The sequence below is a fragment of the Litorimonas sp. WD9-15 genome, from assembly GCF_050271975.1.
Lineage (GTDB): Bacteria > Pseudomonadota > Alphaproteobacteria > Caulobacterales > Maricaulaceae > Litorimonas.
In genome coordinates this window covers 947,600-973,153 of record NZ_CP189850.1, presented here as the reverse complement: position 1 = coordinate 973,153, position 25,554 = coordinate 947,600, and the positions used below count along the sequence as shown (strand labels likewise).

Here is a 25,554-nt window from a genome sequence, read left to right as displayed (position 1 = left end):
GCGCTAGCGGAAAGTTTAGTGCGCGTCATCCCTAGAGAATTTTGTAGCCATAGGCTTGCCCGAAAGCGGCCAGAGCTGCGCACCGTCCACAGGGCGTTTCTCGGTCGGAAAGCCGGTACAATGCGCTTGAGAATCTGCAACATAGAAATCCGTTGGGAAATCGACCTTCTCCGCAACAGCTGCTTTCGCACTCTCGGACAACTCAAACCCCCAGAGCTCAAGATAGTTGCTCATATCGCGATCAAGAGCATGAGAGAGTGCGATCAGGTTCCAATCATTATTCGTAAGGGCCCGCGCCTCTTCTCGCGTAAATGCGCCAAAGCCGAGGCCGTCTTTCTTTTCCGCCCAAGCCGTATCGTTATTATCGGCAAGATTAAATTCCCGGTCGATAATATGCTGACGCGCGAGGAGGAAATATCCGTTTTCCAGCAATCCTAAATCCTGTGCAGCCATCATGATTTGCAGGTTTATCGCCGCCCCATCGCTCCAATTCGTGAGGTTTTGATCCCGCATATATTGCGCGGGATCCGCCTCATTTCGGCTGGCCTGAACCGTCTCAAACAGGTTTTGATAGGGCAGGTTTTGGCAGCCCAGATCGGACGTATTCGACGTTTCCTTGAAAAATTCAGATTTTGAGAAATAGCTGTAAGGATTCGTGCCCGTATGTCCGGGCTGGCCGGCGTAGAGGAAACGGCTGCGTTCCAGACCGTGGCCCAGTTCATGAATATCGCCGTGGCCAATCGGGTTGAAATCCCAATAGGCGTCATAGGGGTTGCCGGAACAGCCATATCCGCAGGTCGCCTGATCGGCATTCATATGTTTGACCGTGTCCAGCGTATAAATCTCCAGACCATTCGCAGCAGCGAAATCGTGGATTTCCGGCACAACATCGATACCGTCACCTTTTAATCCCGCAAGAACATGGGGCAGGTTATGGAGATGATATTGCGTGGCTTCCGCGACCTGTGCGGCACTGGGCCAGACGGGATGATTGACAGTTTCGCGCATTTTTTCCAGCGTCGAGTGAACTTGAAATCCGGGGGTGATCAGCTCCGCCCAATCAAACGTCCCCGCATCTAATTTCGCTTCGAAATCGGCATCATCTTCGGGCCCGCGCCACACGGCATGTTCGCCGACATCTTCGAAGCGGAACTGCGTTTCGACATCTTTGCCGTCAAACCGCACCTGTATGGGACCACCTAGTGGAGACGTAAATGTCAGCGTTTCCCCCGGCGCAATCGGCATATCCTGTGACGACAGATATTTAGGGCGCTTATACCCGTTCGTCTCGAACTCATGCGTTGCACCGGAGCGCACGAGGTTGATGCGAATATGCGTCCCGACATCGGAATCATCCAATCGCGTCACACGGACGGTCTGCCCCGGAACAGCATAGACTCCGGCGGCAGAATAATGACGGCGGGCTGTCAGATCGACAGTCTTATTCGTCAGCGACGTTCCCGTAAAATCACTGCGTGAGAAATTGCCGAGGTCAGCCTGAACAGGTGTAGAGCTTCGCGCGGTATGGACGACGTGATCGGCAAACATTGAGCGGAGGAAATCACCGCGCAGTGTCGCGACTTTATCCATGGGATAGGTAACATCCTCGCGAAATTTATCCGCCAACAGGACCAAGCCCTTATCCAAACGATGACCGCTGAGTTGAAAAACATCCGTCGCGCTGCGGTCATAGCCATCAATACGAGATTTCAGGTTTTGCGCAGGCTCGTGGAAATCCGTATTATAGGCATGGCCGTCAGGGCAGGATTTATCTTCGCAAGTCGAGAGATCGAACGCGAAACTATCATCGCGTAAATTCGTGAGGAGTGTTTCCAGCGCAGCGGCTTCATCAGACAGGTCGCCATAATTAGCCGTGCCGTCAAAAGCGACCATGGATTGCCGCCGCCAGTAATTATCTCCAGCATAATTCGCACCTAGCATCGAGATAAGGCTCGCTCCCAGCGGTTTCAGGTCGCCGTCATGATGTAGATAGAGAACAGCCTGTCCACGTGCGAGCGCAGTTTCGACCGCAGCAGAAACACCGTCATCTTCGCCGACCTGACTAATGATGAGCAGATCAGGATTATCCGCGAGACAGCCTGCCAAAGCCGCGCCGTCGCATGCCGCGGCCTCATTATATATAACGCGCGTATCGTAAGCCACGTCCAGCCAAGCGCGCGTGCCGTTTTGATCCGGGAAATAATAGCTCTGGTCCATCTGGGCGATAACGACATTTAGAGTTCCCGTATCGAGATCGTCCCGCCCCGAGAGCCATGCCACCGCGTTTTTCAAAAATGCATCCATGCCGTCGGGCGATGCACCCCGATGAATATTCCGCATCGGGTTAGACCCCATGACCAAATGTCGAGCCTCACCTGTCGTTCCCGCCACGGCCAAACCCGCAGACTGCACCTCATAACCATCGCGCGTCACGGCATTAGAGCGCAGCACGATTCCGGCATCCGCTCCTGCGATCAGGAGTCCGGTATCATGGGTGGGGTCCCAGCTGATAGAGGTCAGTGAATCCGCCGTGACGGCCCCGTCTTCGGCCAAATTAAAGAGCGCACGTTTCACGCTGTCATGATCAGCGGATGTACAGGTGACGACATCCAGCACATCGGAAAATAAATCTCCCATCGTGGCAAGGCTCGCATCACCTGCCGCAATGGCCCGACTGGCATTCGCATTTTTCGTACGGGCGGCACAGCCTTTTTCAGCACCAACAGATGTGGGCGCAGGAGCCGGTTCGGAAACAGGGGGTGGCGGCGGTGTTGAGACCGTCGGCGAACTTCCTCCGCCTCCGCCTCCGCCACAGGCAGACATCGCGGTGAGCGCCGTCATAGCCAATAGCGCAGGTTTCAAGACTGTATTGCGGATCATCACGGATAGGTCTTCCCAAGCGACCGGCATTGCCCCAACATGCCGGAAAAGGGCGGCCTATCAGATCGACCAAAAGACAGCGTGAAAAGACAGGGTTAATCATGAATGAAGGCTGGAATGATATCCGGGACGCGATACAGGGGGATGGCGACGGATTGTCCGCGCCCATCCCCGATCATTGGCGGCAGGGCCGGACCTGTTACGGGGGGATGACCGCGGCATTAATGTATGAAGCCGCATTACAGCAGGTTGAGGACTTACCGCCCCTGCGCTCGGCCATTGTAAATTTTGTCGGACCCGTCACGGATACGCCTGTCCTGACATCAGAACTGTTAAGACGTGGACGGAATGTGACGAATGTTTCCAGCCGTGCAGATGTGGGAGAGCAATGTGTCGGCCGCGCGGACTTTCTCTTCGGGGCATCACGGACATCTGAGGTAGGCGTGGATTTCCCTGCACCCGACGCACCGCTGCCGGAAGAGTGTGAATTGTTCACACCGGAATTTGCGAAACCCATGGTTCCTGCCTTCTTCCACAATTTCGATACGCGCCTGATCGCGGGCGAACGTCCGATGACCGGTACGGAAGGTTACATCCGAACGTGGTCCCGGCATATGGACCCTGCGTCTCGTGAAGGGACGGGCAGCCTGCTCTGTCTGGCCGATGTCCTACCGCCCGCAGCCCTGCCGCTCATCCGGACGATGGCACCCGTCAGTTCCATGAGCTGGATCGTCAATATTCTGTCGGATAAACCGGAAACAGAGGACGGCTGGTGGCAGGTCGAATCCCGCCTCACCGCTGCCGGCGGCGGCTATTCCACACAGGTCATGCGGATATGGAACGCGGCAGGCGAACTCGTCGTCGAAGGCATGCAATCAATAGCTATTTTCGCTTAGCGGCGAGCCTTGAATGCGTTCGTCAAAAACGCTGTGCCATAGGTGAAATTAATATTGGCGGTCCAATTATCCAAGTCGCCCTCGCCGGTGCCGGGGCCATCGCTCCGTTGATAGGCCGCACCAAATTCTATGTTCATATTAGGACCGAAATTCCAGACAGCCGCCGCACCAAGCTGTCCGTAATCGTCAAAACGATAGAGCGCATCGCCGCGTTGCGCGTTGAGGTCTTCGCCGGAATAATAGCTGGCATCCAGTCGTACGAGCGTTGAGTCGCTCACGCGCAAATCAACATTCGCACCGACTTCCCACCCATCACCATCGGTGGACGGCGCATCTTTCGTATTTTCCGAACTAAAGATCGCGGCGCCGCGCAGGCGGACATCTTCAATTGTGTCCCAGCCCAGCGCATTCCCAGCACCAACGGACGCACCCAAAAGACCTGCATAATTATCATCGACACGACGGGATTCTGAAATTTGTCCGCCCGCATGGGCATAGTGGAATTGCCCGTCGAGACGCAGGACATCATCGAAGAGACGGACCTGAGAGACGTTTCCAATCTCAAATTCTTCCGCGCGGATATCGCCCTCGCGAATGCGCCAATTGATCCAGCTATCCTGTTTGAAATAATTCTTATTCACGCGGAACTGGAAACCCTGCTCCGCCAAATCTTGAAATTTGTTTGTATCATCGAACAAGGCCTGATGCGACGCATGGGTCGGCAGGAGTGTCCCCGCAATGATGTGTACATCCGGCGTCGGTTCGACCGCAATCCGGACGAGTGGCTCTATAATATCCAGCCCGTCATCATCCCCAAAATTCTGACCCAAGACCGCACCGACTTCGAATGTCACTTTTTCATTCGCCTGATAACGCATCCGGATGGGGGCCAAGACGCCAAAAAATGTTTGCCCATCCAAATCATCAAAGCCGATTAATTCCAAATTCTTGAAGAACACGGCCGTTTCCACGACGACATCCAGGTCTCCAACAGCCGTCTCAATCTCCTCCGTTCCCGTCGGATAATCAAAATTCTGACCAATCGCGGTGGAGGTCAAAATGATGGAACTTTCCTGCGCTTGTACCGTCATGCTCAGAGCCGATGCGGCGATAAGGGCCGTCATGAATAAAATTTTGTTCGGCATGTTCTGCACCCATGAAAAATTATATCTTTGCATGTAGGGCGTTATGGTAAACAAAAGATTGGTTTAGGAGACGACATGGCAGATGATCAAAATGAAAATTTGGATGTCGCCATTGGGCGTCGGCTCTCCACCCTGCGCGAGACATCAGGTCTTACCCGAACGGAACTCGCGTCGAAATCCGGCTATCCGCTCTCAGAAATTATTGCGCATGAGGATGGAAGCCTGCGACTAACCGCGCAACGTATGTTTAAGCTCTGCACACTCTTGGGTGCAAAACCCGCCGACCTCCTACAGGGCCTGCAAGAAGATGGACGCGGTGGCCGATCACTGCATGATGGATCGGAAGAGTTCGGGGATTAATCCAGCTCGACCAAACGCGTTTCACCGACATTACTGCGCAGGCCGTCATTATCATTCACGATAAATGTGCGTCCGTCCGGCGTCACGGCTAAACCTTCAACGCTATTTGGAATGGTCCCGTTTCCTGCGGGCAGGTCTTCTGACACAATTAAATCGCGAAACAGCGTTTTGCTCGCCCTGTTACCGGCAGAGACAGTTTCCAAATTAGCCGTGTAAATCCGCTTTACGGCTGCATCCGGTCCCGCTTGTGAATCATTTTCCATAAGGCGGAATTCACCGCCACCAATGGACGCGATATCCGTCAAACTCACCCGCCCGCCATTTTGCGATTCCGGTGTATCAACGCGGTAAAAGATGAAATCCCATTGGCCTGTCGCCGTGTCATAGCGGCCAATCCGATTATCATTTTCCATGCCCCAAGGTCTTTGGAACGTGACATATAAAACACCATCCTCCTCCGCCACGCCGGAAAACCCACGCGTTTCCTGTAAGGCTTCGACATTGGCGGGCAGTCGAACTGCTTCCTGAATCACACCTGCCGCGTCGGTTCTGACGAGGAGGTTGATCGCGTCAATGGGTTCAAACAATGTGTTCTCCGCATCGCCTTCACCCTCTGCCACAACCCAGAATCCGCCGCCGGTCGCCACCGTAATGCCCTCAAGATCAAGATTAACCGTGCCGTCCGGATTGGTCAGGTCGTCACGGTCATTTCCGTCAAACCGGTCTCTGTCGCTACCCGGGCCGGACACCGTGAGGGTTGAGAGGATGTTATTATCGTCGCGCAATTGGATATCCTCGGCGAGGCGCGCAGGTGTTTCCGACAAGTCGAGACGGAAAATCCGGTTGGCATCAAAAGCCGCATCTTCGACAGAATAAAGATTCGTCGCATTATTCGGGTCCTCAGTCAGGGCCGAGAGCGCACCCCAAGGAATAGGTGTGCCATCGAGGCGGTCTACGGCCTTGATAGTCGGGTATGTCAACTCTGAGACGACATATTCGTAGATTGCGATTGAGGACCGAACATCCTCGGACCGGTCATCTTCCTCGCCCGCGACGACGAGGAGATTACGCGACGGTATGGCTTTTATGCCTTCGGGACTCGCAGGGCTCGGCAAGGTCTGCGCCGAAATCGGCGCCGTCGGATCGGCAATGTCGTATACAAAAACCAAGTCTCCGCGTTCCGAGCCGATAAATAAATATCGATCCGCGCCAAAAATACCGACTTCCGCCCCTTCGGGTTCATTGCCGCTATTCTCTGAGCGGCTGTCAGGGTAATGACCGAGACGGGCGGCCTCGTGATCGAGGGCATTTCCGGCCTCGACTTGTATCGCGCCAGTTGTGTCAAACACAGTGAAGCCGCGTCCACCGCCCAGTTCTGCGCCCTCATTCGCGGTCGCAAATGTGTCCGTGTTAATCCACGCCACACCGTCTGGTTCACGGACGACACCGACGAGACGCTGACTGAGGGAGATGACGTCAATCTCGCCTTCCAGCGCGTCGACATTATCGAGATTAACACTTCCGGCGGAGAAATCAGCCGTGACCGTATTCGTATTTAAATCAACGAGGACGAGATGATTATTTGTCTGCAAACTGACAACGCCGATATTGTCGTCATTAATATCGACAAATTCCGGTTCGGGATCATTCCCATCGACATCCGCCAAACCCGTCAGATCAATCTGCGTCTCAGTCCAATCCGCAGGCGTGTCAGAGGACACATCTAATGAGAGCAAAAAGCCAGGAATAGGCGGCTGGTCGGAACTGTTCGTATTTGGATTTTCAACCGCGACAAGCGCCCGCGTCCCATCCGGTGAAATCGCGACAGAGTCTGGATTACCTGCGACTGAAAAAGATCGGACAATTGTTCGCGTTGTGAGGTTTACGACTTCCAGTGACCCATTGTCAGGTCCCGTCGTATCAGGTCGGTCCACCGCCACGATTGCAAAATTTCCAATCACGGCCAGAGAGGTCGGGGTTCCGGCTAAGTCACGCGTCCCGGCAGCCCCCGGATTGGACGGGTCCGTAATATCGACAAAGCCGAGCGTCTGACGGGGCGGGTCGGTATAGATTAGCGTGTTTCCATCCTGCGACACATCTACAATCTCTGCTGAACGTTGAATATCCGTATCGCAATCGGCGTCCTGTTGTCGGCAGACGGGGAAAGTCGCAATGCGCGTGAAGTTCTCGAGCGTGTTAGGCGGCGCGACATTACAAGTGAAAGTCGTGCTATCCACTTCACCGGATTCGAGCGTGCCATTCCCGTTATCATCCAAGCCCGTATCCGTGCGCGTGCCGCCCCGGAAACAATTTGCATCGCCAGCAGCCAATTGAACATCAATCGTAATCGTCGCAGGCGGCGGCGGTGGAGGCGCGGGCGGCGTAACAACAGTCGGGGCTCTCTCACTGCCACCACCTCCCCCACCACATCCGGCAAGAGCGGTGCAGGCTAAAAGCGCTGCGCCCAAAAAAGTTGACGAAAAACGCCGGGGTACAAAAAGAGATTCGAGCATTCAGACAGCCTCCCGCTTACACTCTGACCGTTCATTCGCACCGGACTCAAGTCACGCTACCTTTCAATTTCCTTCAACCCTTTAACGCAATGTAAGATTTGGTTATAAACTGTAGGGTCTTTCGGTCCGGTGCGACCCAGTGATTTCGTGCAGCCTTAGAGAATAGCAAATCCTGCGACCAGTAAGCCGTAAGCCAGTCGGACCGCCCATATTCCGACGTAAGGATTGCATTGACGTTCTGATAAAGATGTAATTCCAAGTTCATATGATGCTGAACCGCGAGCAATGACGCCACCGTAATTGTATGATGATAGCCTTCGGTGTCCGTATTCGCGACACCCGTCGCTTCATTATATTCTCGGATGATGTCCGGCATATCCGCGAAGGCGTCCCGTGCGGGATCAATCATAATCGCACAGGCAGCAGCAAAATGCGCAGCATGGCTCCAGTCGGGTTTTGGTAGGGTCTTGCGGCACAAGCCCTCATAAATATGCAGGACTTCTTTATCGGAAGAATAGATCATTAGGATGTCCTCGAATTAAATATCAGCGGACTTTGAAATAGAAAACCCACCGACAGGGGTGGGTTGAGTAGGTGTAGATTGAAACGTCTGTTCTTTAATCCAATACCATGCGCAAACACACCACAAAATCATGCTGTGTCTGTTGCTGTCGATATATAACGGCGTTACGCATGTTTCGCGTATAGACTGTATACTCGGCGAAATTCAAGGACCTGATAAGATGAAATTTGGAATGGCGACGACGACCTGTTTGTTTATTTTGGCGAGTTTAGCGTTTGTGCCAGCCGCTAAGGCCGGAGAAATTTTGCGCCCCGCTCCCGGAACGGATTTCCAATGGGAGAGCATGGACTGCCCGAAACCTATCCAGAGTTTTGACCCAACGCTTTCAAAACAGGAAAAGCTGGAGCTCTATTCACAAGCCATTACGAACCATATCGCCTGCCTGCAACGCGAAGCGCAGGCTGACTTCCAAGAGGCGCAAGCCGCCATGCAAGCCGCGATAGAGAAAAAGCTCGGCCAGGAAACGCAGCGGATGGACGAGATGATAAAACTGGCCTATCGCACGACGCGCTAGCTATCCACCTCAGCATCCAGCGCGTTACTGATAATGAAATCGCGACGGGGTTCGACGACGTCACCCATGAGTTTCGTAAACAGTTCATCCGTGGCATCGGCGGCCTCGATACGGACCTGCAGGAGTGACCGCGCGTTAGCATCAAGGGTTGTTTCCCAGAGTTGGTCCGGATTCATTTCGCCCAATCCCTTATAACGCTGGATTTTGAAACCCTTGCGACCAGCCTCGAAAATCACGTCGAGCAATTGCGCAGGACCGGAGACATATATCGGCTCGTTCTCGCCCCGACGGAGCGTCGCTGTGCCTGAATAGGTTTCACCGAGCGACGGCGCCAGCTTTTGCAGGCGTCGCGCGTCGGAGCTGTCACGGAAGCTGGGCCGCATGATGATCCGGTCCATGACTCCACGCACGTCGCGTTCAAACACGAGGGCGCCGTCTTCATCATAACGTCCGGCCCAGCCATCTTCACCCTCATCCGCGATGAGGTCGAGACGCGCTACGGCGGCGTCAATTAATTCGGGGTGTTCCTCGACGGTCAAAATGCCGGAAATCGCGATTTGCGCGATGGCACTATCCGGCGCGCGGTGTTTCATTCGATTTAGAATTTGCTGAACGGCCAGCGCTTCGCGGGCAACGCGTTTCAGATCTTCGCCCGCAATGACAGAGCCATCATCTAATGTCAGCGAGGCATCTTTCGATCCCGCATCGATGAGGTATTCGTCGAGCTCTTCCTGATCTTTGATATATTGCGTATTCTTCCCGCGCTCGACTTTATAAAGTGGTGGTTGTGCGATGTAGAGATAGCCGCGCTCAATGAGTTCCGGCATCTGGCGGTAGAAGAATGTCAGCAACAGCGTCCGGATATGCGCGCCGTCCACATCAGCATCGGTCATAATGACGATCTTGTGGTAGCGGGCCTTATCCGCGCTGAAATCTTCGCGACCAATGCCAGTGCCGAGCGCCGTGATAAGCGTCCCGATTTCCTGGCTAGAGAGCATGCGGTCAAAGCGGGCACGTTCCACGTTCAGAATTTTACCCTTGAGCGGCAGGATAGCCTGATTGTGACGGTCCCGCGCCTGTTTCGCGGAGCCCCCCGCAGAGTCCCCCTCCACTATGAAAATCTCGGACAGGGCCGGATCGCGTTCCTGGCAATCGGCGAGTTTCCCCGGCAGCGAGGCAATGTCGAGTGAGCTTTTCTTTCGCGTCAGATCGCGGGCCTTGCGCGCGGCTTCGCGGGCCATGGCGGCTTCGGCGATTTTCTGCACGATCAGCTTGGCTTCCTGCGGATGTTCCTCGAACCATTCGCCGAGGGCTTCGTTCATCGCAGATTCCACGACGGGACGAACCTCGGAGGAAACCAGTTTGTCCTTGGTCTGTGAGGAGAATTTCGGGTCCGGCACTTTCACAGACAGGACACAGGTCAGCCCTTCCCGTGCGTCATCACCGGAGAGTTTCACCTTGTCATTCTTCTTCGCCATGCTCTGCGCGTAAGTATTAATTGTCCGCGTCAACGCCCCGCGGAACCCCGCCAAATGCGTTCCCCCATCGCGTTGCGGGATGTTGTTGGTGAAGCAGCGGACATTTTCGTGATAGCCGTCATTCCACCACATCGCGGCATCGACAGTGATCCCGTCTTTCTCCGCATGGACATTGATAGGCGTGTCCAGCACGGGCGTTTTATTCGCGTCCAGATGACGGACAAAGGCTTCGATCCCGCCCTCATAATAAAGCTCGGTCTCGATCGGTTCTTCGGGGCGTTCGTCGCGCAGGATAATCATGACGCCGGAATTCAGAAACGCCAGTTCCCGCAGGCGGCGTTCCAGTGTCGCGCGGTCAAATTCGACCATCGTAAACGTCTCTTCCGACGGCAGGAAGCGCACCATCGTTCCGGTCAGGACCTTGGTCGTCCCGTCGCGGCGATTATCCTGCGGCGCGTCCCCGACAATTTTCAGCGGTGCGAGCGAGTCGCCATGTTTGAACTCCATCCAGTGCTCTTTGCCATCGCGCCAGATCGTCAGCTGCAAAGACACAGACAGCGCGTTCACGACCGACACCCCGACCCCGTGCAATCCGCCCGAAACCTTGTAGGAATTCTGGTCAAATTTCCCGCCCGCATGGAGCTGGGTCATGATGACTTCGGCGGCGGAGATCCCCTCCTCCGTGTGCATGGCGACGGGAATGCCGCGGCCATTATCGCGCACGGAACAGGACCCGTCGGGATGGAGCACAACCTCGACCCGGTCCGCATGTCCGGCGAGGCTTTCATCGATGGAATTATCGACGACCTCATAGACCATGTGATGCAGGCCGGAGCCGTCATCCGTGTCCCCGATATACATGCCCGGCCGTTTGCGGACGGCGTCGAGGCCCTTGAGGACCTTGATGGAATCGGCCCCATATTCTGGGGTATTGGGTACGGGCTCGGCCATGGATGGAATCCTGCGTGAATCGATAGTGATTCCTACAGGATTCCGTTACTCAATGTAAGGGCTACAGCCCTCTTAGTTCATCGTGTAAACGACCCCGAACCGCGTGATCGTGTCGGTTTTCTCACGCCCCGGCAACACGTCCGTATGATGGTCCACGCGGAAACTGGCCCGCGCCGCCAGATTACCGACCAGATTGGCGGTCAGGCCCAACTCGTTCCACAGATAGGTATCGCTGGAGGAATAGATGACCTCGCTATTATTATAGAGCGAGACAGCATCGTTGAAATCATAGGCGATCTTGGACGCCCCGCGCAGGGCGAGTTCGTTCTGACGGTCCAAATCACCGGCGGCCTCCAGCACAGCGATTTCCGCCGCTGTCAGACCCGCAGCAACGGCGGGGAGTTGCGAGCGATAACCGAGGCCGGCTTCCACATCCCAGCCCAACGGGGCGGGTTGCACCAACGCGTAACCCAGACCGGCACCGAGAAAGTAACCTTCCTCGAACGCGCCGAACTCATCGCGGTAATAATCCGCATTGCCGAGCGCGTAGAGACGATCCGTAATATCGCGGTTGACCTGATAACCGAGCACGTAGCGCTCCTTATTCGTCTCGCCTGAAGCACGGCCAAAATCAGCAGACGCATTGACCGCATGTTTCCAAACGCCGGACTCCTTGGCGAGCTGCAAGCCCAACCCAATATCCGTCGTTTCTGTATTACCGGTTGTCTTAGAGCCCGTCAGCGACGCCTCGCCGGACCAGCCATCCGCATCCTGTGCCATCGCGGTTGTTGCCATCGCCGTTGTCGCCATGAGGGCGATGAGTGTTTTTGAAATTTGTTTCATGACCGAGGTCTCCTTCATTTTTGTTGGAGGGGCCATATTTCGAAGAAGGTGTATAATAGATGAACGCCCACATTTCGAAGCGTTCATAAACTGTTCACCCTGTTCCACGGTATGAAGCACCAACGCAATTATATGGCTGGAGGGCCCCGTGGAAAATATCAAAAACTTTTTTAACCCCGACCGACTGGAATCATTGACCAGTACCGGATTGGGATTGGCGACGAATGTCGTTATCGCGATCATCATTTTACTCGTCGGCCTTTGGGTGTCCAAACGCGTCCGCAACGCCATCGTAAAGATGGGCCAAAAGTACCAGCATCTGGACGAAACCCTGTTCCGTTTCTTTGCCAGTATTGTCGGCTTCCTGATTATGGCCGTTGTCGCCATCGCGGTTTTGGGCCGCTTTGGCGTTGAAACCACATCCATCGTGGCCGTTCTCGGCGCGGCGACTGTCGCGGTTGGCCTCGCCCTGCAAGGCACATTGTCCAATCTGGCGGCGGGCGTCATGCTCTTGATTTTCCGCCCCTATAAAGTCGGTGACTTCATCGACGCGGCCGGCACTTTCGGCAATGTCGAAGAAATCGACATGTTCACAACGATCCTGCAAACCTTTGACAATCAGCAGATCATCATCCCCAACAGCAAGATCTGGGGCGAGAAGATCATCAACCATAGCCACCATCCGGTGCGCGGTGTCGATATGCGCTTTAACGTCGCCTATGAGGACGATGTCCAAAAAGCCCGCGACGTCATCCAGAAAGTCCTGGCCGACCACCCGCATGTCAAATCCGACCCGGCCCCGTTCATCGAGGTCGAGTCCCTGAGCGAACGGTCCGTCGAAATCCTCGTCCGTCCGTTTACTGATGGCGCGCATTATTTCGACGTCACCTATTCCGTGCCGGAACAGGTCAAAGCCGCCCTCGGCGCAGCGGGACTGAGCACACCCTACCCGCAAACCCGCATTATCATGTCCAAAGACTAGGGCTTTGGCCGAGATAACGTGCTCCCCTTGGCGTTTTAAAAAACGCAGAAAGGGAAGCCCCCGGGGTGGCTCGTCCTTCATTGGACGGGCCACTTTCTTTATGAGGCCCACACATTTTATGCCTTGTCATCCTCGGGCTTGACCCGAGGATCCATTCGACACAGCTTTGACCCGCGCCGATCTTGGTGACAGCGTCATAACGATGACAGAGGTGTGTAAGAGCAGAAGACAAACGCCAACGCTCACCGCCCATCACCTTTTTCAAAGGGGGTCGGCAAAACGCATATTTGTCCGAAAAAAGGACAGCCCGCAGGGTCCGGCCCCGCGATGGAGACCGAATATCTATAGTGTTTTACGCGGGGCGAACCCTGCGGCAGTGCTTTACCGATAACGGCCTTACTGGACTGCTCCCGTTCCAGAGAGTCAGGCGCTCGAAATCAGGCCCCTTCCCGCGACTGTCACATCCCGAAAATAGACACACCGTCTCTCAGACCAGAAGGTGACGTCCTACCTGTCCCGTGTCTGAAAGAACGAGTGTGAATATAGCGCGGGATTTATAACCGTGGACGCAAATTGTCCGAAAAAGGTCCGGGGGACCTTTTTTAATGGCGTACTGAGCCGCTAAGCTGTTCGGATATAATGGTATTTTCGGGGTGTGTTTTTTGGGTGGTGGGGTTGGATTCGGTGCCGAAAGCGGGGATTATGTTTTAAAGTCCCACAGCAGCAATAAACCCTCGGTTACGAGACATTGCATCCTTAACTAAATCTTTCCACTGAATTACTTCAATCGAACCTCGATAATCACCTCGCAATGGTAACCAGCGACCACGACCATTTGCAGTAACATCCCAAGATGCAACATGGTCTTTTAAATTGCCAACTATGTCTGCAACAATAAAACAATGAAATACACAATTTGGAGCTAAACGAATTGGTTCCCCATCGTAGGATTCTATAGACTGTTCTTTGAGCTTAGCAATGTAACGCAATATTTGATTATTTGGTAAGTATTTATCCTGATATGATTTTTTTCCTGGTTTTTTAAATTCGACCAACATCACACGAGTTAAAGGCTCTTCTCCTTCAATTCCAAGACCATGCAACCTATCAAATAAGAATAGGTCGGGCCTGTCATCATCTTCACTATCCTCTAAGATTTTCTTATTTTGCACATCAGACGCAAAGTATTTTGAGAATACAAGCCGTTCATCAAGCACCCAGAGATCATGATCTGAGGCCTCAATTTTAGTCGGGTCATCGCCACGTATTTTCATCGGGCATATAAATTCATGGAGGCTTTCTTCTAACTGGAAGTCTCTTTTACCCGAAGCCAGTGTTCTGACGCGTCTGATAAGAACGTCTAATACATCAAGAACCATTTTTCTGCGAAGTACATATTCAGTTAGTTGTCGCTGCTCTTCTTGCTTAACATCTTCAACAGCTTTAGAGAGTTCTTTTTGAAAATCATCTGGAACTGATTTTTCTGACGCAAGTAGATCAACAACTTTTTGTATAGTTTTTTTACGCTCAATATCTCGTCTTATCCGAAGTGGAATTAAAGCTCTGGCAAATTGCTCTTCTTTTACGGCATTTTTTGGGACTCTTGATAAAAGCTTCTTGGAGGATGCAAAGCCAAAAGAAGGGTATTCATCCAAAAACTTCTCAAGAGTTTTCTTTCGTTTGCCATCAAACTTTCTTGTTTCTTTTTTCAAGACTTTCTTTCGAATTTTTTTGGCACAAGCCTTAGCTATATCTTTTGATATCGCTTCCGAAAAAGTAAAATTTGTACGCTCTTGGTTGACAGTTTTGTCTAGAAAATCGCCAGATACACATCCATGGAAGACAACCTTTTCAGTTTTTCCAAATCGCTTAAAACCGATAAGACCATCTATTTTTCTTGAAACAACAGTTCTGTCATTAGCGATATAATGTAATTGGTTGTCACCCTCAAGATCACTACTTGCCGCGGGCAAACAGATGAAATTTTTCAGATAAAGATCTCCATACTCTTCAGTTTCAACAACAACTTCATCTCTTTCCTCTACAAGCAACTTTAAAATATGTTCTGGGAAATTGAGTGATTTATCGGATATGGACAGATAAGTTTTAGGTGCTTTCTGAAGAATAAAATCGGAAAAGAAATGACTCCCAAAATGTTTTGTGAAATTACCTGCCCGAACCGGGAAGCGTTTTAAATAATCGCTTTGCCTAATACCTGACAATGTAACTATTGTGCCAGTTTTTCTGGAAGAAGCCGACTTAATAATTTCATGATTTTTAATCTGCTGGGAATTACCAAGAGAAAAGTCAAAACTTCTGGTCTTAAAACCCTCTTCGCATTTAAAAGTACTTTGAATATGCACGTTGGCAAACATATCAAGCCAAAGTAATCGCCCTACTCCTTTACCACCTTTATCCATCTTCCACTTGGTGTCAGTTGTACAAAACGCATCAAATCTTTTTTCGTCTAAACCTATACCGTTATCTTCGACAGTAATGACAACATTTTTAGGGTCATCGTTGTTATCAACGCTAATATCAACACGGCCCTTCTTAACCGCATCACCTTTAAATTTGTCATCAATGGCGTGATAGGCGTTGCTAACGGCTTCAAATACGGGCTGTAAGGCATTGGTGGCATTTGAGGGTTTTGGTTACCTCTTAATGCGGCTTTCAATATCGCCCTCAAGGCTCCGAGTTGAAGGAATATCAAGCATCAGCCAACCCAGCCGCCCGCTCTTCAACCGCCGCGACAATCTCGTCCACCATCACGTCATTATCGGTCTTCCCCGTTTTCTTCCCCGCGTGATACATCATGCCGTAGCCTGCGGAACCGCCCGTGAAGCCGACATCGGTGAACATGGCTTCGCCGGGGCCGTTGACGACGCAGCCGATAATAGACAGCGTGATCGGCTGGCTGATATGGGCGAGCCGCTCTTCGAGGATTTGGACGGTTTTAATCACGTCAAAGCCTTGGCGCGCGCAGGACGGGCAGGAGATGATGTTCACGCCGCGTGTCCGCAAGCCGAGGGATTTCAACATGTCGAACCCGACCTTGATCTCCTCCACCGGGTCGGCGGAGAGGGAGACGCGGATCGTGTCGCCAATCCCGGCCCAGAGCAGATTGCCCATGCCGATGGAACTTTTGACCGTACCGATGCGCAGGCCGCCGGCCTCTGTTATGCCGAGATGGAGCGGTGCGTCCGTGGCATCCGCGAGTTGGTGATAGGCCGCGACGGTCATGAAGACGTCGCTGGCTTTGACCGAAATCTTGTAATCGTGGAAATTTTCATCGTCGAGCATACGGGCATGCATGAGGGCGGACTCTACCATCGCGTCGGGGCAAGGCTCGCCATATTTTTCGAGGAGTTCGCGCTCAAGGCTGCCGCCATTGACGCCAATCCGGATGGAACAGCCATTGGCGCGGGCGGCGGCGACGACTTCTTTCACGCGGTGTTGCCCGCCAATATTGCCGGGATTGATGCGCAGACAGGCCGCGCCCTGATCCGCGGCCTCAACTCCGCGTTTATAATGGAAATGAATATCCGCGACGAGGGGGACCTGGACCTGATCGACGATTGACCGCAGGGCCGCGCTGCTATCGGGGTCGGGGACCGAGACGCGCACAATATCCGCGCCCGCCTCTTGCAGGGCGAGGACCTGCCCGACCGTCGCGTCGACATCATGGGTCAGGGTGTTGGTCATGGATTGCACGGCGATGGGTGCGTCGCCGCCGACCTCGACTTTGCCGACTTTGATCTTGCGGGACTTGCGCCGTTCAATCGTGCGCCAGGGCCGGATGGAATTAATGTCTTTGGGTGTGCCGCTCATGCGGGGGCTATAGCGCGGGGATGTGTCGGATTAAAGACAGGATTGCGGCTATGGCGAGAGCAAAACATCGGTCAGCGGTTCGCCCTTTGCGCCGAGCGGGCCGACGCGGCGTGTACCGTCATAGAGCTCGACCGCGCCCGCATCGCGGACGGACACGGTGTAACCTTCGCCGACGGGGCCTTGCCACATCTCGTCCGTGACAAAAATGCGGCTGACGAGGGTTGTGCCATTTGCGTCGGAAATCTGCACCCAGCTCGGCGCGGTGGTGCGCAGCGTGATGAGGCCGTCCGTCATGACGGGCGCGACGGGTGTGTCGATATCGAGCGGCAGGACGGTCTGGCTGATCGGTTGATCGGCGACGGCTTCGGTCTGTAATCCGTACCACGTGCCGAGCATGGCAACAGCCGCGAGGACTGAGAGCGCAGGCGCAAAGCCGAGCGGCAGGCGGATGCGGCGCTGAAATACAAAATGCGGCGACCCGCGCAGGGGCAGCCCATCGGCCAGTGCGACATCGCGTTTATAATCTGCGACCGCTTCCGTCGGGTCGAGGTTCAGGCCTTTCGCATAAGTCCGGACAAAGCCGAGGACGTAGCCAATGGCGGGCAACGCGGTCTGGTCCAGACGCTCTATCGCGATAATATAATCTTCACGCAGGTTCGTCGACATCGCCATGTCCGAGACGGACAGGTCAAGGCTCTCGCGACGGGCGCGGAGGCGATGTCCAATATGTGTGTGCGGGTCCGGCATTGAACCTAAGTGTCTAGAGTTATGCGCCTGAATGTTTGGTTAATGGACGGTAGGGTTTACGGCCAGTGGAAACTGCACACCCGCGAGGTTTTCCGGTCAATTAAGCCTGTTAGGCGAGCCAGGTTGACTGTCTTCGCGTGAGATTGCACGAAAGATGGACACTATAACATAGCTGGGGCTGTACATGACTCTCCGACACCTTCTTCTTGGAACCGTTTTCACCGCATTGGGAACCCTAACGAGCCACGCCACCGAGACGGGCTATTATATGCAACCCGATCTGCAAGGCAGCGAAGTTGTGTTTAGCAGTGAGGGCGATATCTGGGCGGCGGGTGTCGAAGGCGGCCCCGCCGTGCGCCTGACCACCCATGTCGAAGTGGAACGCGATCCGGTCCTGTCACCCGATGGGGAGTGGCTGGCCTTTACCGCAAATTATGACGGCGCGTCGGAAGCCTGGGTCATGCCCGTGACGGGCGGTGCGCCAAAGCAACTGACGCATGAGGCTGGCGGGGTAAGTGTCAAAGGCTGGACGCCGGACGGTCACGTCATCATCCAATCGCGCAAAGCCCCCGGCCCGCGCGCAACCCGCATCAGAATGATTGATCCGGAGAGCGGAGAGATTGAAACCCTGCCACTAGACGGTGCGACAGATGCGGTCGTCGCGGAAGACGGCACGATCGTCTTCACGCGCTACGGCCTGTCCATGAGCCGGGATAATGCGAAACTCTATCGCGGTGGAACCATGGCGCAGCTCTGGACCTATGACCCCGTCAACAAGATCGCCACGCGGTTGTTAGAAGATTTTGATGCCCCGCTGCGTGACCCGATGATCAGTGATGGGCGCATCATTTTCGTGAGTGATAAATCCGGCTCGGATAATTTCTGGGGCGTCAATATGGACGGCTTGGACCCAGTGGAATTTACCGCTCTATCCGATTGGCAAATTCGCGGACCGCGTATGGACGGCGACAATATCGTCTTCCAATGGGGTGCGGATATTGCCGTGCTGGACATGACCAATAGCGATGTCGACATTCTGGATATCGAACTCGTCACGGATAACGACCCGACCCGCACATGGTTTATCGAAGACCCGCTCAATTTCCTCTCTTCCACCGATATGTCCGCCGACGGGAAAGCCGCCGTCCTGACCGCGCGGGGCCGCGTCACGGTCGCCTTCCCCGGACAGAGACGCCGTGTCGACATCGCCATTCCGGGTGAGGCGCGCGCACGGGCCGCAACGCTGAGCAATGACGGGAAAGATGTATTCGTCATTCTGGATCAGGGCGAACAGGGTGAAATCTGGCGCTACGCCGCCGATGGGCGCGGGGAAGGTGAACAACTCACAGACGGTTCGGAACATCACATCTGGTCGCTCCACCCTTCACCAGATGACGAGACCCTGATCTATCAGGACAAGGCCGGACACCTCCATTCACTGAACATCGAATCCGGTCGGAAGAAAAAACTCGCGACGACGGGCAGTGATGATGATTACGCCTTCCGCAATATCACATTCAGCCAGGGCGGACGCTATGTTGCCTTCACAGGGTCGGACCAAAAGGGCCTCTCGCAATTGGAATTGTTGGACGTAAAAAGCGGCGACGCCACCGTCCTCGCGGGTGGGAAATATGCCGCCTATAGCCCCGCCTTCTCTGCTGATGGCGGATGGCTCTATTTCATCTCGGACCGGAATTTCCGGTCCAACCCGAGCGGACCGTGGGGCGAGCGTGTGCCCGGTCCGGCCTTTGACAAACGCGGCCAACTCTACGCCGTCCAACTGGATCCGGAAGCGGACTTCCCCTTCACGGCCAAGACTGAACTCGACCTGATGGAAGAGGATAAAGACGAAGAAAAAACACCTGACTCTGAAGACGAAAAAGATGAGGACGCCGCGCCCAAAGAGATGGAGATCGAATTTGACGGCCTAGACTCCCGCATCTGGCCCGTCCCCGTTTCGGCTGATAATTATTACAATCTCTCCGCCAATAAGAGCCATCTCTATGTCATGTCAGAAGGCAATCTGAAAACAATCGCGATCAGCGATTTGAAGCCTGAGATGAAGACCTTCCAGTCCGGCGTTGCGAATTATGAATTGTCTGCGGATGGAAAAACAGTTTTCACCCAAACGCGCGGGAACGAGCCGACCCTCGCCCTCCTCCCCGCGGGCGCCGAAGCGCCGAAAGATATGTCGGAGCACACGCTCCGCATCAAAGATTGGCGTCCGGGCCTGACCCCGCAGGCGGAATGGACGCAGATGGTTCGCGACGCATGGCGTCTGCATCGCGATTTCGCCTATGACCCGTCCTTACGCGGCGTCGATTGGGACGCAGTGCTGGACAAATATCTGCCCCTGACCGAACGCATCGCACACCGGAATGAGGTCAATGATCTCCTCGGACAGATGGCGTCTGAACTGGGTATTCTTCACAGCCAGATCGGAACGGGCGATCAGGAAAATGATGATGCCACCGGACAAGCGGCCGCCCTCGGCGCGGAACTTTCCGAAGCCCCGAACGGCGTGCGCATTGACCGGATACTGGACGGCGAACGCGACCTGTTCGACCAACTCGGCCCGCTGCTGAAACCGGGGGTGGATGTCCAAAATGGCGATGTTATCATGGCTGTTGATGGTCGTCCGGTCAGCACCCCTGCCAACCTTCACGCCGCGCTGCAACATAAGGCCGGACAGGAAGTCCGCCTCGACTTTGAGCGCAATGAAGGCCGTTTCCTGCGCCGCGCGACAGAAATGAGCGCGATCGTCACACCCGTCTCCAGCGGGCGGGAAAACCGTCTGCGTTATCATGACTGGGTGCAAACGAACCGCGAGAAAGTCGCCGAGATGAGCGGTGGTGAGATCGGCTATCTCCACCTCCGCGCGATGGGGGGCGGTGATGTCGCCAGCTTCACCCGCGACTTCGGCGAACATCTGGACAAGGACGGCCTGATCATTGATGTCCGCGGCAATAATGGCGGCAATGTCGACAGTTTCATCATCGCGGCCCTGTTGAAAAAAGCGTGGGCCTTCTGGGACTCCCCCGGACCCGGTGCGCCGACCTCCAACATGCAGGGCGCATTTCGCGGACACCTTGCCGTGTTGATTGATGAGGGCACCTATTCGGACGGCGAGACCTTCGCGGCCGGCGTAAAAGCGCTCGACCTCGGCCCGCTCATCGGGACGCAGACTGCGGGGGCAGGCATCTGGCTCTCCGACCGCAACCGCCTCGTCGATGGCGGCGTCGCCCGCATCGGCGAATATGCGCAATATAGCGCAGACGGTAGCTGGATGATCGAAGGCAAAGGCGTCGCCCCGGATATCGAAGTCGAGAACCCGCCGATTGCCGCGTTCGAGGGTGAGGACGCGCAAATGAAAGCCGCGATTGATTATCTGGAAGAGAAGATTGAGAGTGACCCGATTCCGGAATTAAAGCCGAAGCCGCTACCGGAACTCGGCGGATATGGCACGGAGGGAAGGTAGGTCGCATTGCCGTTTCGTAGCGTGACAGACTTGCTCTGTCCCGCTACATCGCCTGCATGATGAACACCCTCCGAAAACTTCACTCCCGTCGAGCTGCACCCTGGGTCGCCCTCCTCGTCTCCGGCGGGCTTCTCGGCGGCGCTTGGGTTTTCCAATACGGTTTCGGCTACCTGCCCTGCCAGATGTGTTTCTGGCAGCGTCACGCGCATAAGGCCGTGATTGCGATCTCCATCCTCGCCTTCCTCGCGCAAATCTTTGCCGTTAAAACCAACGAACTTTTCCGCTACGCCATTGTCCTCGCCTTCCTCGTCAGTTTCGGTCTCGCTGCCTGGCATACCGGTGTCGAGTTCGGTATTTTCCCTGCACCGGACACCTGCGCCGTGGGCGATGTCGACGCGATGCCCGTGATCGACCCGAATGACCCGCTGGGCTTTATGGATAAGTCGATCAAACCACCCGCCTGTTCCGAGGCCGTCTGGCACTTCCTTGGCCTCTCGATGGCGGCGTGGAATGCACTCGTCTCCTTGATTGCGGCGGGGTGGGTCGCTACATCCAAGTCACGATGACAAAGACACGCACAAACCCTCGTATCGCCGAAATGCTCCGTGTTGACCATGCGGGCGAATATGGCGCCGTCGCGATTTACCGCGGTCAGCAAGCCGTCTTCAAAAATCAAATGGCGACGCAGCCCATGGCCGCGCAACTCGCCGAGATGGAAGCTGAAGAGCAGAAACATCTCGACGCTTTTGATAAACTGCTCGTCGAACGAAATGTCCGCCCAACCGCCATGGCTCCGCTCTGGAACGTGGCCGGATATGGCCTCGGCGTCGTCACGGCGCTGATGGGCGAAAAAGCGGCCCATGCCTGTACCGAAGCCGTCGAGACGGTTATTGAGGAACATTACGCCGAACAGGCCGAGGCCTGCGCCGAGGAAGAACCCGAACTCGCCGCGACCTTCTTAGAGTTCCGCGAAGATGAACTCCACCACCGCGACACGGCCATTGAAGGCGGCAGCCAAGAAGCTCCGTTCCACCGCGCCCTATCCAAGGTAATAGAAGCCGGCTGCCGCGTCGCGATTGCGGTTACGGCGAAGGTTTAAAACCCTCAACTCAATCCTGACTCACAGGGTCCGGTTTTAATAGATATTCAGGCTTCAGATAGAACATTGAGACCCGGCATGCCCTGTACTGCGATATTTTGACTTTCCGGAAAAAGAGGCTTGTCTTACGAAATTTAATAAGAATAAAAGTTGGCAAACAATAGGGTTGATCTGATTATGTTTAAATTTCTACGCTTCGCTCCGATTGCTATACTCGGAGGCGTCTTAAGTCTTTCGCCCATCAATGCGCCCGGCACGTCCATCCAAGCCCATGCTGCCACACCTAACATTGATATATATGCGCAACTGCCAAGAACGGCCTCTGTCAGAATTTCCCCGGACGGAAAACGGATTGCCATGCTGGCCCCTTATGGCGCGGATAAAGCTGTCTTCGTTTACAACCTCGAAAATCCTGACGCTAAAACGATTATCATGCTGCCCCCGGAAAACAGTATTGTGAAATCGGTCAGTTGGGCCAGTAATAAACACGTCGTGACCTATGCGCGTATTCGCGGCAAGGGCACAGGCAAAATGAAAACATTCAGTACGCTCTACGGTCGGTGGTTGTCATATAATATCGAGACTGAAAAATCGGCAATTCTGCTGGATGATAGAATCAAGGAAAAATCCTATCCTGTCGTCAATGGCGGAGGATACATGCATAGCCTGCCGAATGATCCTGATAATGTTTTAATGCTCTTTCGCGAATATGCGGGGAAACCGCTGGAAAGACATTACCGCGTTAATTTGGACACGGGCAAAGAGTCTCTAGATCGCAATCTGCCTATCAATACGGGCGCAACGGCTTTGTCCACAGACGGAGAAACATTATTAGCCCGTGAAGAATATGATGACCGATCAGGCCGTTATAAATTATTCTTCGGAGATGTGGGTAATGAACGCGTCATCTACGAGAAGACATTTGATACCAGCAAAAACCGCACAGAGTATTTCTTTGCCGTCGTCGACGGGAAAGCGCTTTTACAGGAAACAGAAAGAGGCGGGTTTTCGCTCTTCACAATTGATCCTAAAACAGGGGCCCGTGCGCCGTTCCGGATGAATGCGGATGTGCCGCGCGGTTATGATTACGGGCCAATTTTTGACCCCGCGACGGATGAATTGATTGGTGTCGGTTATACCGATGATACGTCAAGAAGCATTTATAGCGCGGAGCCTTATAAGTCGTGGCATGAAAAAGCCAAAAAGGCATTAAAAGGCATGGAAGTGTCCATTCTGTCCAGAACCCGCGACAATTCAATGGTGACGATCTATGCCCATAGCGAAGGCAATGCCGGAGAGTTCTATTTAATGGAACCTGACAAGGGGCAAATTTCTTCGATTGGCGGCATGTATCCGGAACTCGCACCAAGCGAAATCGCGAAAACAATCCGGGCGGATTATACAGCGCGGGATGGTCTTGAAATACCGGCCTACCTCACACTTCCACCTGGAAAAACAACAGATAGCGGACCGATGCCAATGGTCGTCATGCCACATGGTGGACCAACCGCCCGGGACACGGCAGATTTTGATTTTTGGGCCCAATATTTGGCGGCAAAGGGCTATGTTGTCTTTAAACCCCAGTTCCGGGGCTCAACCGGTTTTGGCTATAATTTCGAAAGAGCGGGTTACGGCGAATTCGGGAAAGGTATGCTCCATGACACGGTTGACGGGGTCAACACACTAATTGAACAGAACATTGCCGACCCGGATAAAATCTGCGTCACCGGCGCGAGTTATGGCGGCTACCAAGCGCTGGCCCTGCCCATGATTGAGCCGGATATGTTCCAATGCGCCCTCTCCGTGAACGGCGTGTCGGACATTCGCGATATTCTGAAATTCGAAGTCGCCAGAACGGGCTCAAATAGTGGTGTCATCAAATTTTGGCGGAAAATTATTGGAGACCGTAATTCGGATAAGGAGATGTTAATTGAACAATCTCCCGCTGAAAACGCAGAGAAGATTAAAGCGGAAATCGTTCTCGTTCATGGCACAGATGATATGACGGTCCCCGTCCAACAATCTAAAACAATGGCCAAGGCCCTCAAAAAAGTGGGGCAGTCGGATGATATTATACTGTTGGAGAATGATGATCATAATCTGTCTCTTCCAATTTCAAGAAAGAAGCTTCTTGAAGCGAGCGACGAATTATTCGGAAAACATTTGGACTAAAACAAACGGGGTTTGGTGGATTAACCGTCAAACCCCCAAGTCTTAGGTTTTTCTCAAAAAGGACGCTTGAAGTCTCAAATCACGACATAATGGCTTCCGCAACGCGCCTCATCACTTGTCCAATTTTTTCATATTTTTCAGCCAGCGGAGACGAATTACGCCAAACAAGCCCGATTTGTCTTTGCGCCTTTGGATGCAGGATGCGGCGGACAATGAGCTGCGGATCTTTTTTGGCCTCTGAGATGGCATAAAGGCTGGGCAAGACGGCAATACTGCCGCCCATGGCCGCCATCTGACGCAGCGCGTCCAGACTTGTTCCCTCATATTCACCGCTTGTCGTCGCACTGGCTTGCAGGGCTAGATCTTTTACGACGGTTGCGAATTTATGACCATAACCCAGTGTCAGAAATTCTCGCCCCTTCAGGTCTTCCAAAGCGATATCCTCCCGGCTTTCCGCTAAAGGGTCGTCGGGCGCGACGCAGATGTAAATATTCTCGCGCACAATATCGAAACGCTTGCAATCGACGGGATGATCCTCCGGGGTTGAGAGGATGAGGTCGAAACGTCCGTCCGTAAGATGATCTTGAAGATCTAATGTGCGTTCCTCCCTCACGAATAACCGTAATTCCGGGTAAGCGGCATGGAGCTCTCGCGTCACTTGCGGCAAAAGATAGGGACCAACAGTTGGCAGGACCCCTAATTTCAATCGCCCCGCCAATGTGCCCCCGGACTCCCGGACAAGAACTTTTAGCTCTTCCACCTGACGTAAGACAATGCGGACGCGGGCCACGACCTCCTCTCCAATCGGGGTCAATAATGCGCCGTGACGTCCCCGCTCCAGCAAGGACACGTCCAAATGAGCCTCCATATCCTTGATCTGCGCCGAGAGGCTGGGCTGGCTGACAAAGGTCTGTTTAGCAGCTTCGCTAAAAGTACCCGTCTCGGCAATGGCTACGAGATATTCCATCTGGCGTAATGTGGGTTTCATGCTTCGTCCGCGGCATAAGATATAAGAAAAAGTTATATCAAAAATAGTATCTTTATATTTTAACTATGGCAATCAGTTTCCTATATTTAACTTG

Annotated in this window: 18 protein-coding genes and 1 pseudogene; 8 read left to right on the top strand and 11 right to left on the bottom strand. The window is 54.0% G+C overall.

Going from position 1 to position 25,554, the window contains the following annotated elements; translation table 11 throughout:
* Window positions 1-15: 15 nt before the first annotated feature.
* Window positions 16-2,910, bottom strand: a complete 2,895-nt coding sequence (locus ACP9M6_RS04600) for an ImpA family metalloprotease (RefSeq protein ID WP_427453893.1) — start codon at window positions 2,908-2,910, stop codon at window positions 16-18.
* Window positions 2,911-2,981: 71 nt separating this feature from the next.
* On the opposite strand from ACP9M6_RS04600, the gene ACP9M6_RS04595 reads away from it, so the two are divergent.
* Window positions 2,982-3,776, top strand: a complete 795-nt coding sequence (locus ACP9M6_RS04595) for a thioesterase family protein (protein ID WP_427453892.1) — start codon at window positions 2,982-2,984, stop codon at window positions 3,774-3,776.
* Here ACP9M6_RS04595 and ACP9M6_RS04590 read toward each other — a convergent pair.
* Window positions 3,773-4,921, bottom strand: a complete 1,149-nt coding sequence (locus ACP9M6_RS04590; protein ID WP_427453890.1) for a hypothetical protein — start codon at window positions 4,919-4,921, stop codon at window positions 3,773-3,775. The genes ACP9M6_RS04595 and ACP9M6_RS04590 overlap by 4 nt on opposite strands.
* Window positions 4,922-4,996: 75 nt before the next feature.
* On the opposite strand from ACP9M6_RS04590, the gene ACP9M6_RS04585 reads away from it, so the two are divergent.
* Complete coding sequence (locus ACP9M6_RS04585) at window positions 4,997-5,281, top strand: helix-turn-helix domain-containing protein (RefSeq protein WP_427453888.1); 285 nt, start codon at window positions 4,997-4,999, stop codon at window positions 5,279-5,281.
* Here ACP9M6_RS04585 and ACP9M6_RS04580 read toward each other — a convergent pair.
* Both ACP9M6_RS04580 and ACP9M6_RS04575 read right to left on the bottom strand, forming a co-directional pair.
* A complete protein-coding gene (locus tag ACP9M6_RS04580) occupies window positions 5,278-7,794 on the bottom strand; it encodes an esterase-like activity of phytase family protein (protein ID WP_427453886.1) in 2,517 nt (838 codons plus the stop codon). The genes ACP9M6_RS04585 and ACP9M6_RS04580 overlap by 4 nt on opposite strands.
* A 73-nt stretch (window positions 7,795-7,867) precedes the next feature.
* Window positions 7,868-8,317, bottom strand: coding sequence for a hypothetical protein (locus tag ACP9M6_RS04575; protein ID WP_427453884.1), 450 nt, complete (start codon window positions 8,315-8,317; stop codon window positions 7,868-7,870).
* Window positions 8,318-8,537: 220 nt separating this feature from the next.
* Between ACP9M6_RS04575 and ACP9M6_RS04570 the strand changes: the two genes are divergently transcribed.
* Window positions 8,538-8,891: a hypothetical protein gene (locus ACP9M6_RS04570; RefSeq protein ID WP_427453883.1), complete on the top strand. Its 354-nt coding sequence runs from the start codon at window positions 8,538-8,540 to the stop codon at window positions 8,889-8,891.
* Here ACP9M6_RS04570 and gyrB read toward each other — a convergent pair.
* Both gyrB and ACP9M6_RS04560 read right to left on the bottom strand, forming a co-directional pair.
* A complete protein-coding gene (gene gyrB, locus ACP9M6_RS04565) occupies window positions 8,888-11,320 on the bottom strand; it encodes a DNA topoisomerase (ATP-hydrolyzing) subunit B (RefSeq protein WP_427453881.1) in 2,433 nt (810 codons plus the stop codon). The two genes, ACP9M6_RS04570 and gyrB, sit on opposite strands and share 4 nt — an antisense overlap.
* A 72-nt stretch (window positions 11,321-11,392) precedes the next feature.
* Window positions 11,393-12,163, bottom strand: coding sequence for a DUF481 domain-containing protein (locus tag ACP9M6_RS04560; protein ID WP_427453880.1), 771 nt, complete (start codon window positions 12,161-12,163; stop codon window positions 11,393-11,395).
* A 157-nt stretch (window positions 12,164-12,320) separates the two neighbouring features.
* Between ACP9M6_RS04560 and ACP9M6_RS04555 the strand changes: the two genes are divergently transcribed.
* On the top strand, window positions 12,321-13,145 hold the full coding sequence (locus ACP9M6_RS04555) for a mechanosensitive ion channel family protein (protein WP_427454753.1): 825 nt from the start codon (window positions 12,321-12,323) through the stop codon (window positions 13,143-13,145).
* A 707-nt stretch (window positions 13,146-13,852) separates the two neighbouring features.
* Here ACP9M6_RS04555 and ACP9M6_RS04550 read toward each other — a convergent pair.
* The 4 genes and pseudogenes from ACP9M6_RS04550 to ACP9M6_RS04535 form a co-directional block, all read right to left on the bottom strand.
* A complete protein-coding gene (locus ACP9M6_RS04550) occupies window positions 13,853-15,565 on the bottom strand; it encodes an ATP-binding protein (RefSeq protein ID WP_427453878.1) in 1,713 nt (570 codons plus the stop codon).
* A 27-nt stretch (window positions 15,566-15,592) separates the two neighbouring features.
* A pseudogene (locus tag ACP9M6_RS04545) lies at window positions 15,593-15,730 on the bottom strand (hypothetical protein); the annotation flags it as partial.
* 124 nt (window positions 15,731-15,854) lie between these two features.
* Window positions 15,855-16,976, bottom strand: coding sequence for a flavodoxin-dependent (E)-4-hydroxy-3-methylbut-2-enyl-diphosphate synthase (ispG, locus tag ACP9M6_RS04540; protein ID WP_427453876.1), 1,122 nt, complete (start codon window positions 16,974-16,976; stop codon window positions 15,855-15,857).
* A gap of 48 nt (window positions 16,977-17,024) precedes the next feature.
* Complete coding sequence (locus ACP9M6_RS04535; protein WP_427453872.1) at window positions 17,025-17,723, bottom strand: helix-turn-helix domain-containing protein; 699 nt, start codon at window positions 17,721-17,723, stop codon at window positions 17,025-17,027.
* Window positions 17,724-17,907: 184 nt separating this feature from the next.
* Here ACP9M6_RS04535 and ACP9M6_RS04530 point away from each other — a divergent pair, with 184 nt between their 5' ends.
* From ACP9M6_RS04530 to ACP9M6_RS04515, 4 genes are all read left to right on the top strand, one after another.
* Window positions 17,908-21,201, top strand: a complete 3,294-nt coding sequence (locus ACP9M6_RS04530) for a S41 family peptidase (RefSeq protein ID WP_427453870.1) — start codon at window positions 17,908-17,910, stop codon at window positions 21,199-21,201.
* Between the two features lie 56 nt (window positions 21,202-21,257).
* Entirely contained in the window at window positions 21,258-21,767 is a 510-nt protein-coding gene (locus ACP9M6_RS04525) for a disulfide bond formation protein B (protein ID WP_427453868.1), read from the top strand.
* Window positions 21,764-22,300, top strand: coding sequence for a demethoxyubiquinone hydroxylase family protein (locus ACP9M6_RS04520; RefSeq protein ID WP_427453866.1), 537 nt, complete (start codon window positions 21,764-21,766; stop codon window positions 22,298-22,300). The genes ACP9M6_RS04525 and ACP9M6_RS04520 overlap by 4 nt, the downstream gene beginning before the upstream one ends.
* A 177-nt stretch (window positions 22,301-22,477) precedes the next feature.
* Window positions 22,478-24,472 (top strand): alpha/beta hydrolase family protein, encoded by a 1,995-nt coding sequence (locus ACP9M6_RS04515; protein ID WP_427453864.1) that lies wholly within the window; start codon window positions 22,478-22,480, stop codon window positions 24,470-24,472.
* 79 nt (window positions 24,473-24,551) lie between these two features.
* Here the strand turns inward: ACP9M6_RS04515 and ACP9M6_RS04510 are convergent, their stop codons facing one another.
* Entirely contained in the window at window positions 24,552-25,460 is a 909-nt protein-coding gene (locus tag ACP9M6_RS04510) for a LysR substrate-binding domain-containing protein (RefSeq protein WP_427453862.1), read from the bottom strand.
* Between the last annotated feature and the right edge of the window lie 94 nt (window positions 25,461-25,554).

What these genes read in the sequence shown, in the direction of transcription:
- ACP9M6_RS04600 (WP_427453893.1), bottom strand. Translation starts at nt 2,910, where the DNA reads ATGCCGGTCGCTTGGGAAGACCTATCCGTGATGATCCGCAATACAGTC.
- ACP9M6_RS04595 (WP_427453892.1), top strand. Translation starts at nt 2,982, where the DNA reads ATGAATGAAGGCTGGAATGATATCCGGGACGCGATACAGGGGGATGGC.
- ACP9M6_RS04590 (WP_427453890.1), bottom strand. Translation starts at nt 4,921, where the DNA reads ATGCCGAACAAAATTTTATTCATGACGGCCCTTATCGCCGCATCGGCT.
- ACP9M6_RS04585 (WP_427453888.1), top strand. Translation starts at nt 4,997, where the DNA reads ATGGCAGATGATCAAAATGAAAATTTGGATGTCGCCATTGGGCGTCGG.
- ACP9M6_RS04580 (WP_427453886.1), bottom strand. Translation starts at nt 7,794, where the DNA reads ATGCTCGAATCTCTTTTTGTACCCCGGCGTTTTTCGTCAACTTTTTTG.
- ACP9M6_RS04575 (WP_427453884.1), bottom strand. Translation starts at nt 8,317, where the DNA reads ATGATCTATTCTTCCGATAAAGAAGTCCTGCATATTTATGAGGGCTTG.
- ACP9M6_RS04570 (WP_427453883.1), top strand. Translation starts at nt 8,538, where the DNA reads ATGAAATTTGGAATGGCGACGACGACCTGTTTGTTTATTTTGGCGAGT.
- gyrB (WP_427453881.1), bottom strand. Translation starts at nt 11,320, where the DNA reads ATGGCCGAGCCCGTACCCAATACCCCAGAATATGGGGCCGATTCCATC.
- ACP9M6_RS04560 (WP_427453880.1), bottom strand. Translation starts at nt 12,163, where the DNA reads ATGAAACAAATTTCAAAAACACTCATCGCCCTCATGGCGACAACGGCG.
- ACP9M6_RS04550 (WP_427453878.1), bottom strand. Translation starts at nt 15,565, where the DNA reads ATGGATAAAGGTGGTAAAGGAGTAGGGCGATTACTTTGGCTTGATATG.
- ispG (WP_427453876.1), bottom strand. Translation starts at nt 16,976, where the DNA reads ATGAGCGGCACACCCAAAGACATTAATTCCATCCGGCCCTGGCGCACG.
- ACP9M6_RS04535 (WP_427453872.1), bottom strand. Translation starts at nt 17,723, where the DNA reads ATGCCGGACCCGCACACACATATTGGACATCGCCTCCGCGCCCGTCGC.
- ACP9M6_RS04530 (WP_427453870.1), top strand. Translation starts at nt 17,908, where the DNA reads ATGACTCTCCGACACCTTCTTCTTGGAACCGTTTTCACCGCATTGGGA.
- ACP9M6_RS04525 (WP_427453868.1), top strand. Translation starts at nt 21,258, where the DNA reads ATGATGAACACCCTCCGAAAACTTCACTCCCGTCGAGCTGCACCCTGG.
- ACP9M6_RS04520 (WP_427453866.1), top strand. Translation starts at nt 21,764, where the DNA reads ATGACAAAGACACGCACAAACCCTCGTATCGCCGAAATGCTCCGTGTT.
- ACP9M6_RS04515 (WP_427453864.1), top strand. Translation starts at nt 22,478, where the DNA reads ATGTTTAAATTTCTACGCTTCGCTCCGATTGCTATACTCGGAGGCGTC.
- ACP9M6_RS04510 (WP_427453862.1), bottom strand. Translation starts at nt 25,460, where the DNA reads ATGAAACCCACATTACGCCAGATGGAATATCTCGTAGCCATTGCCGAG.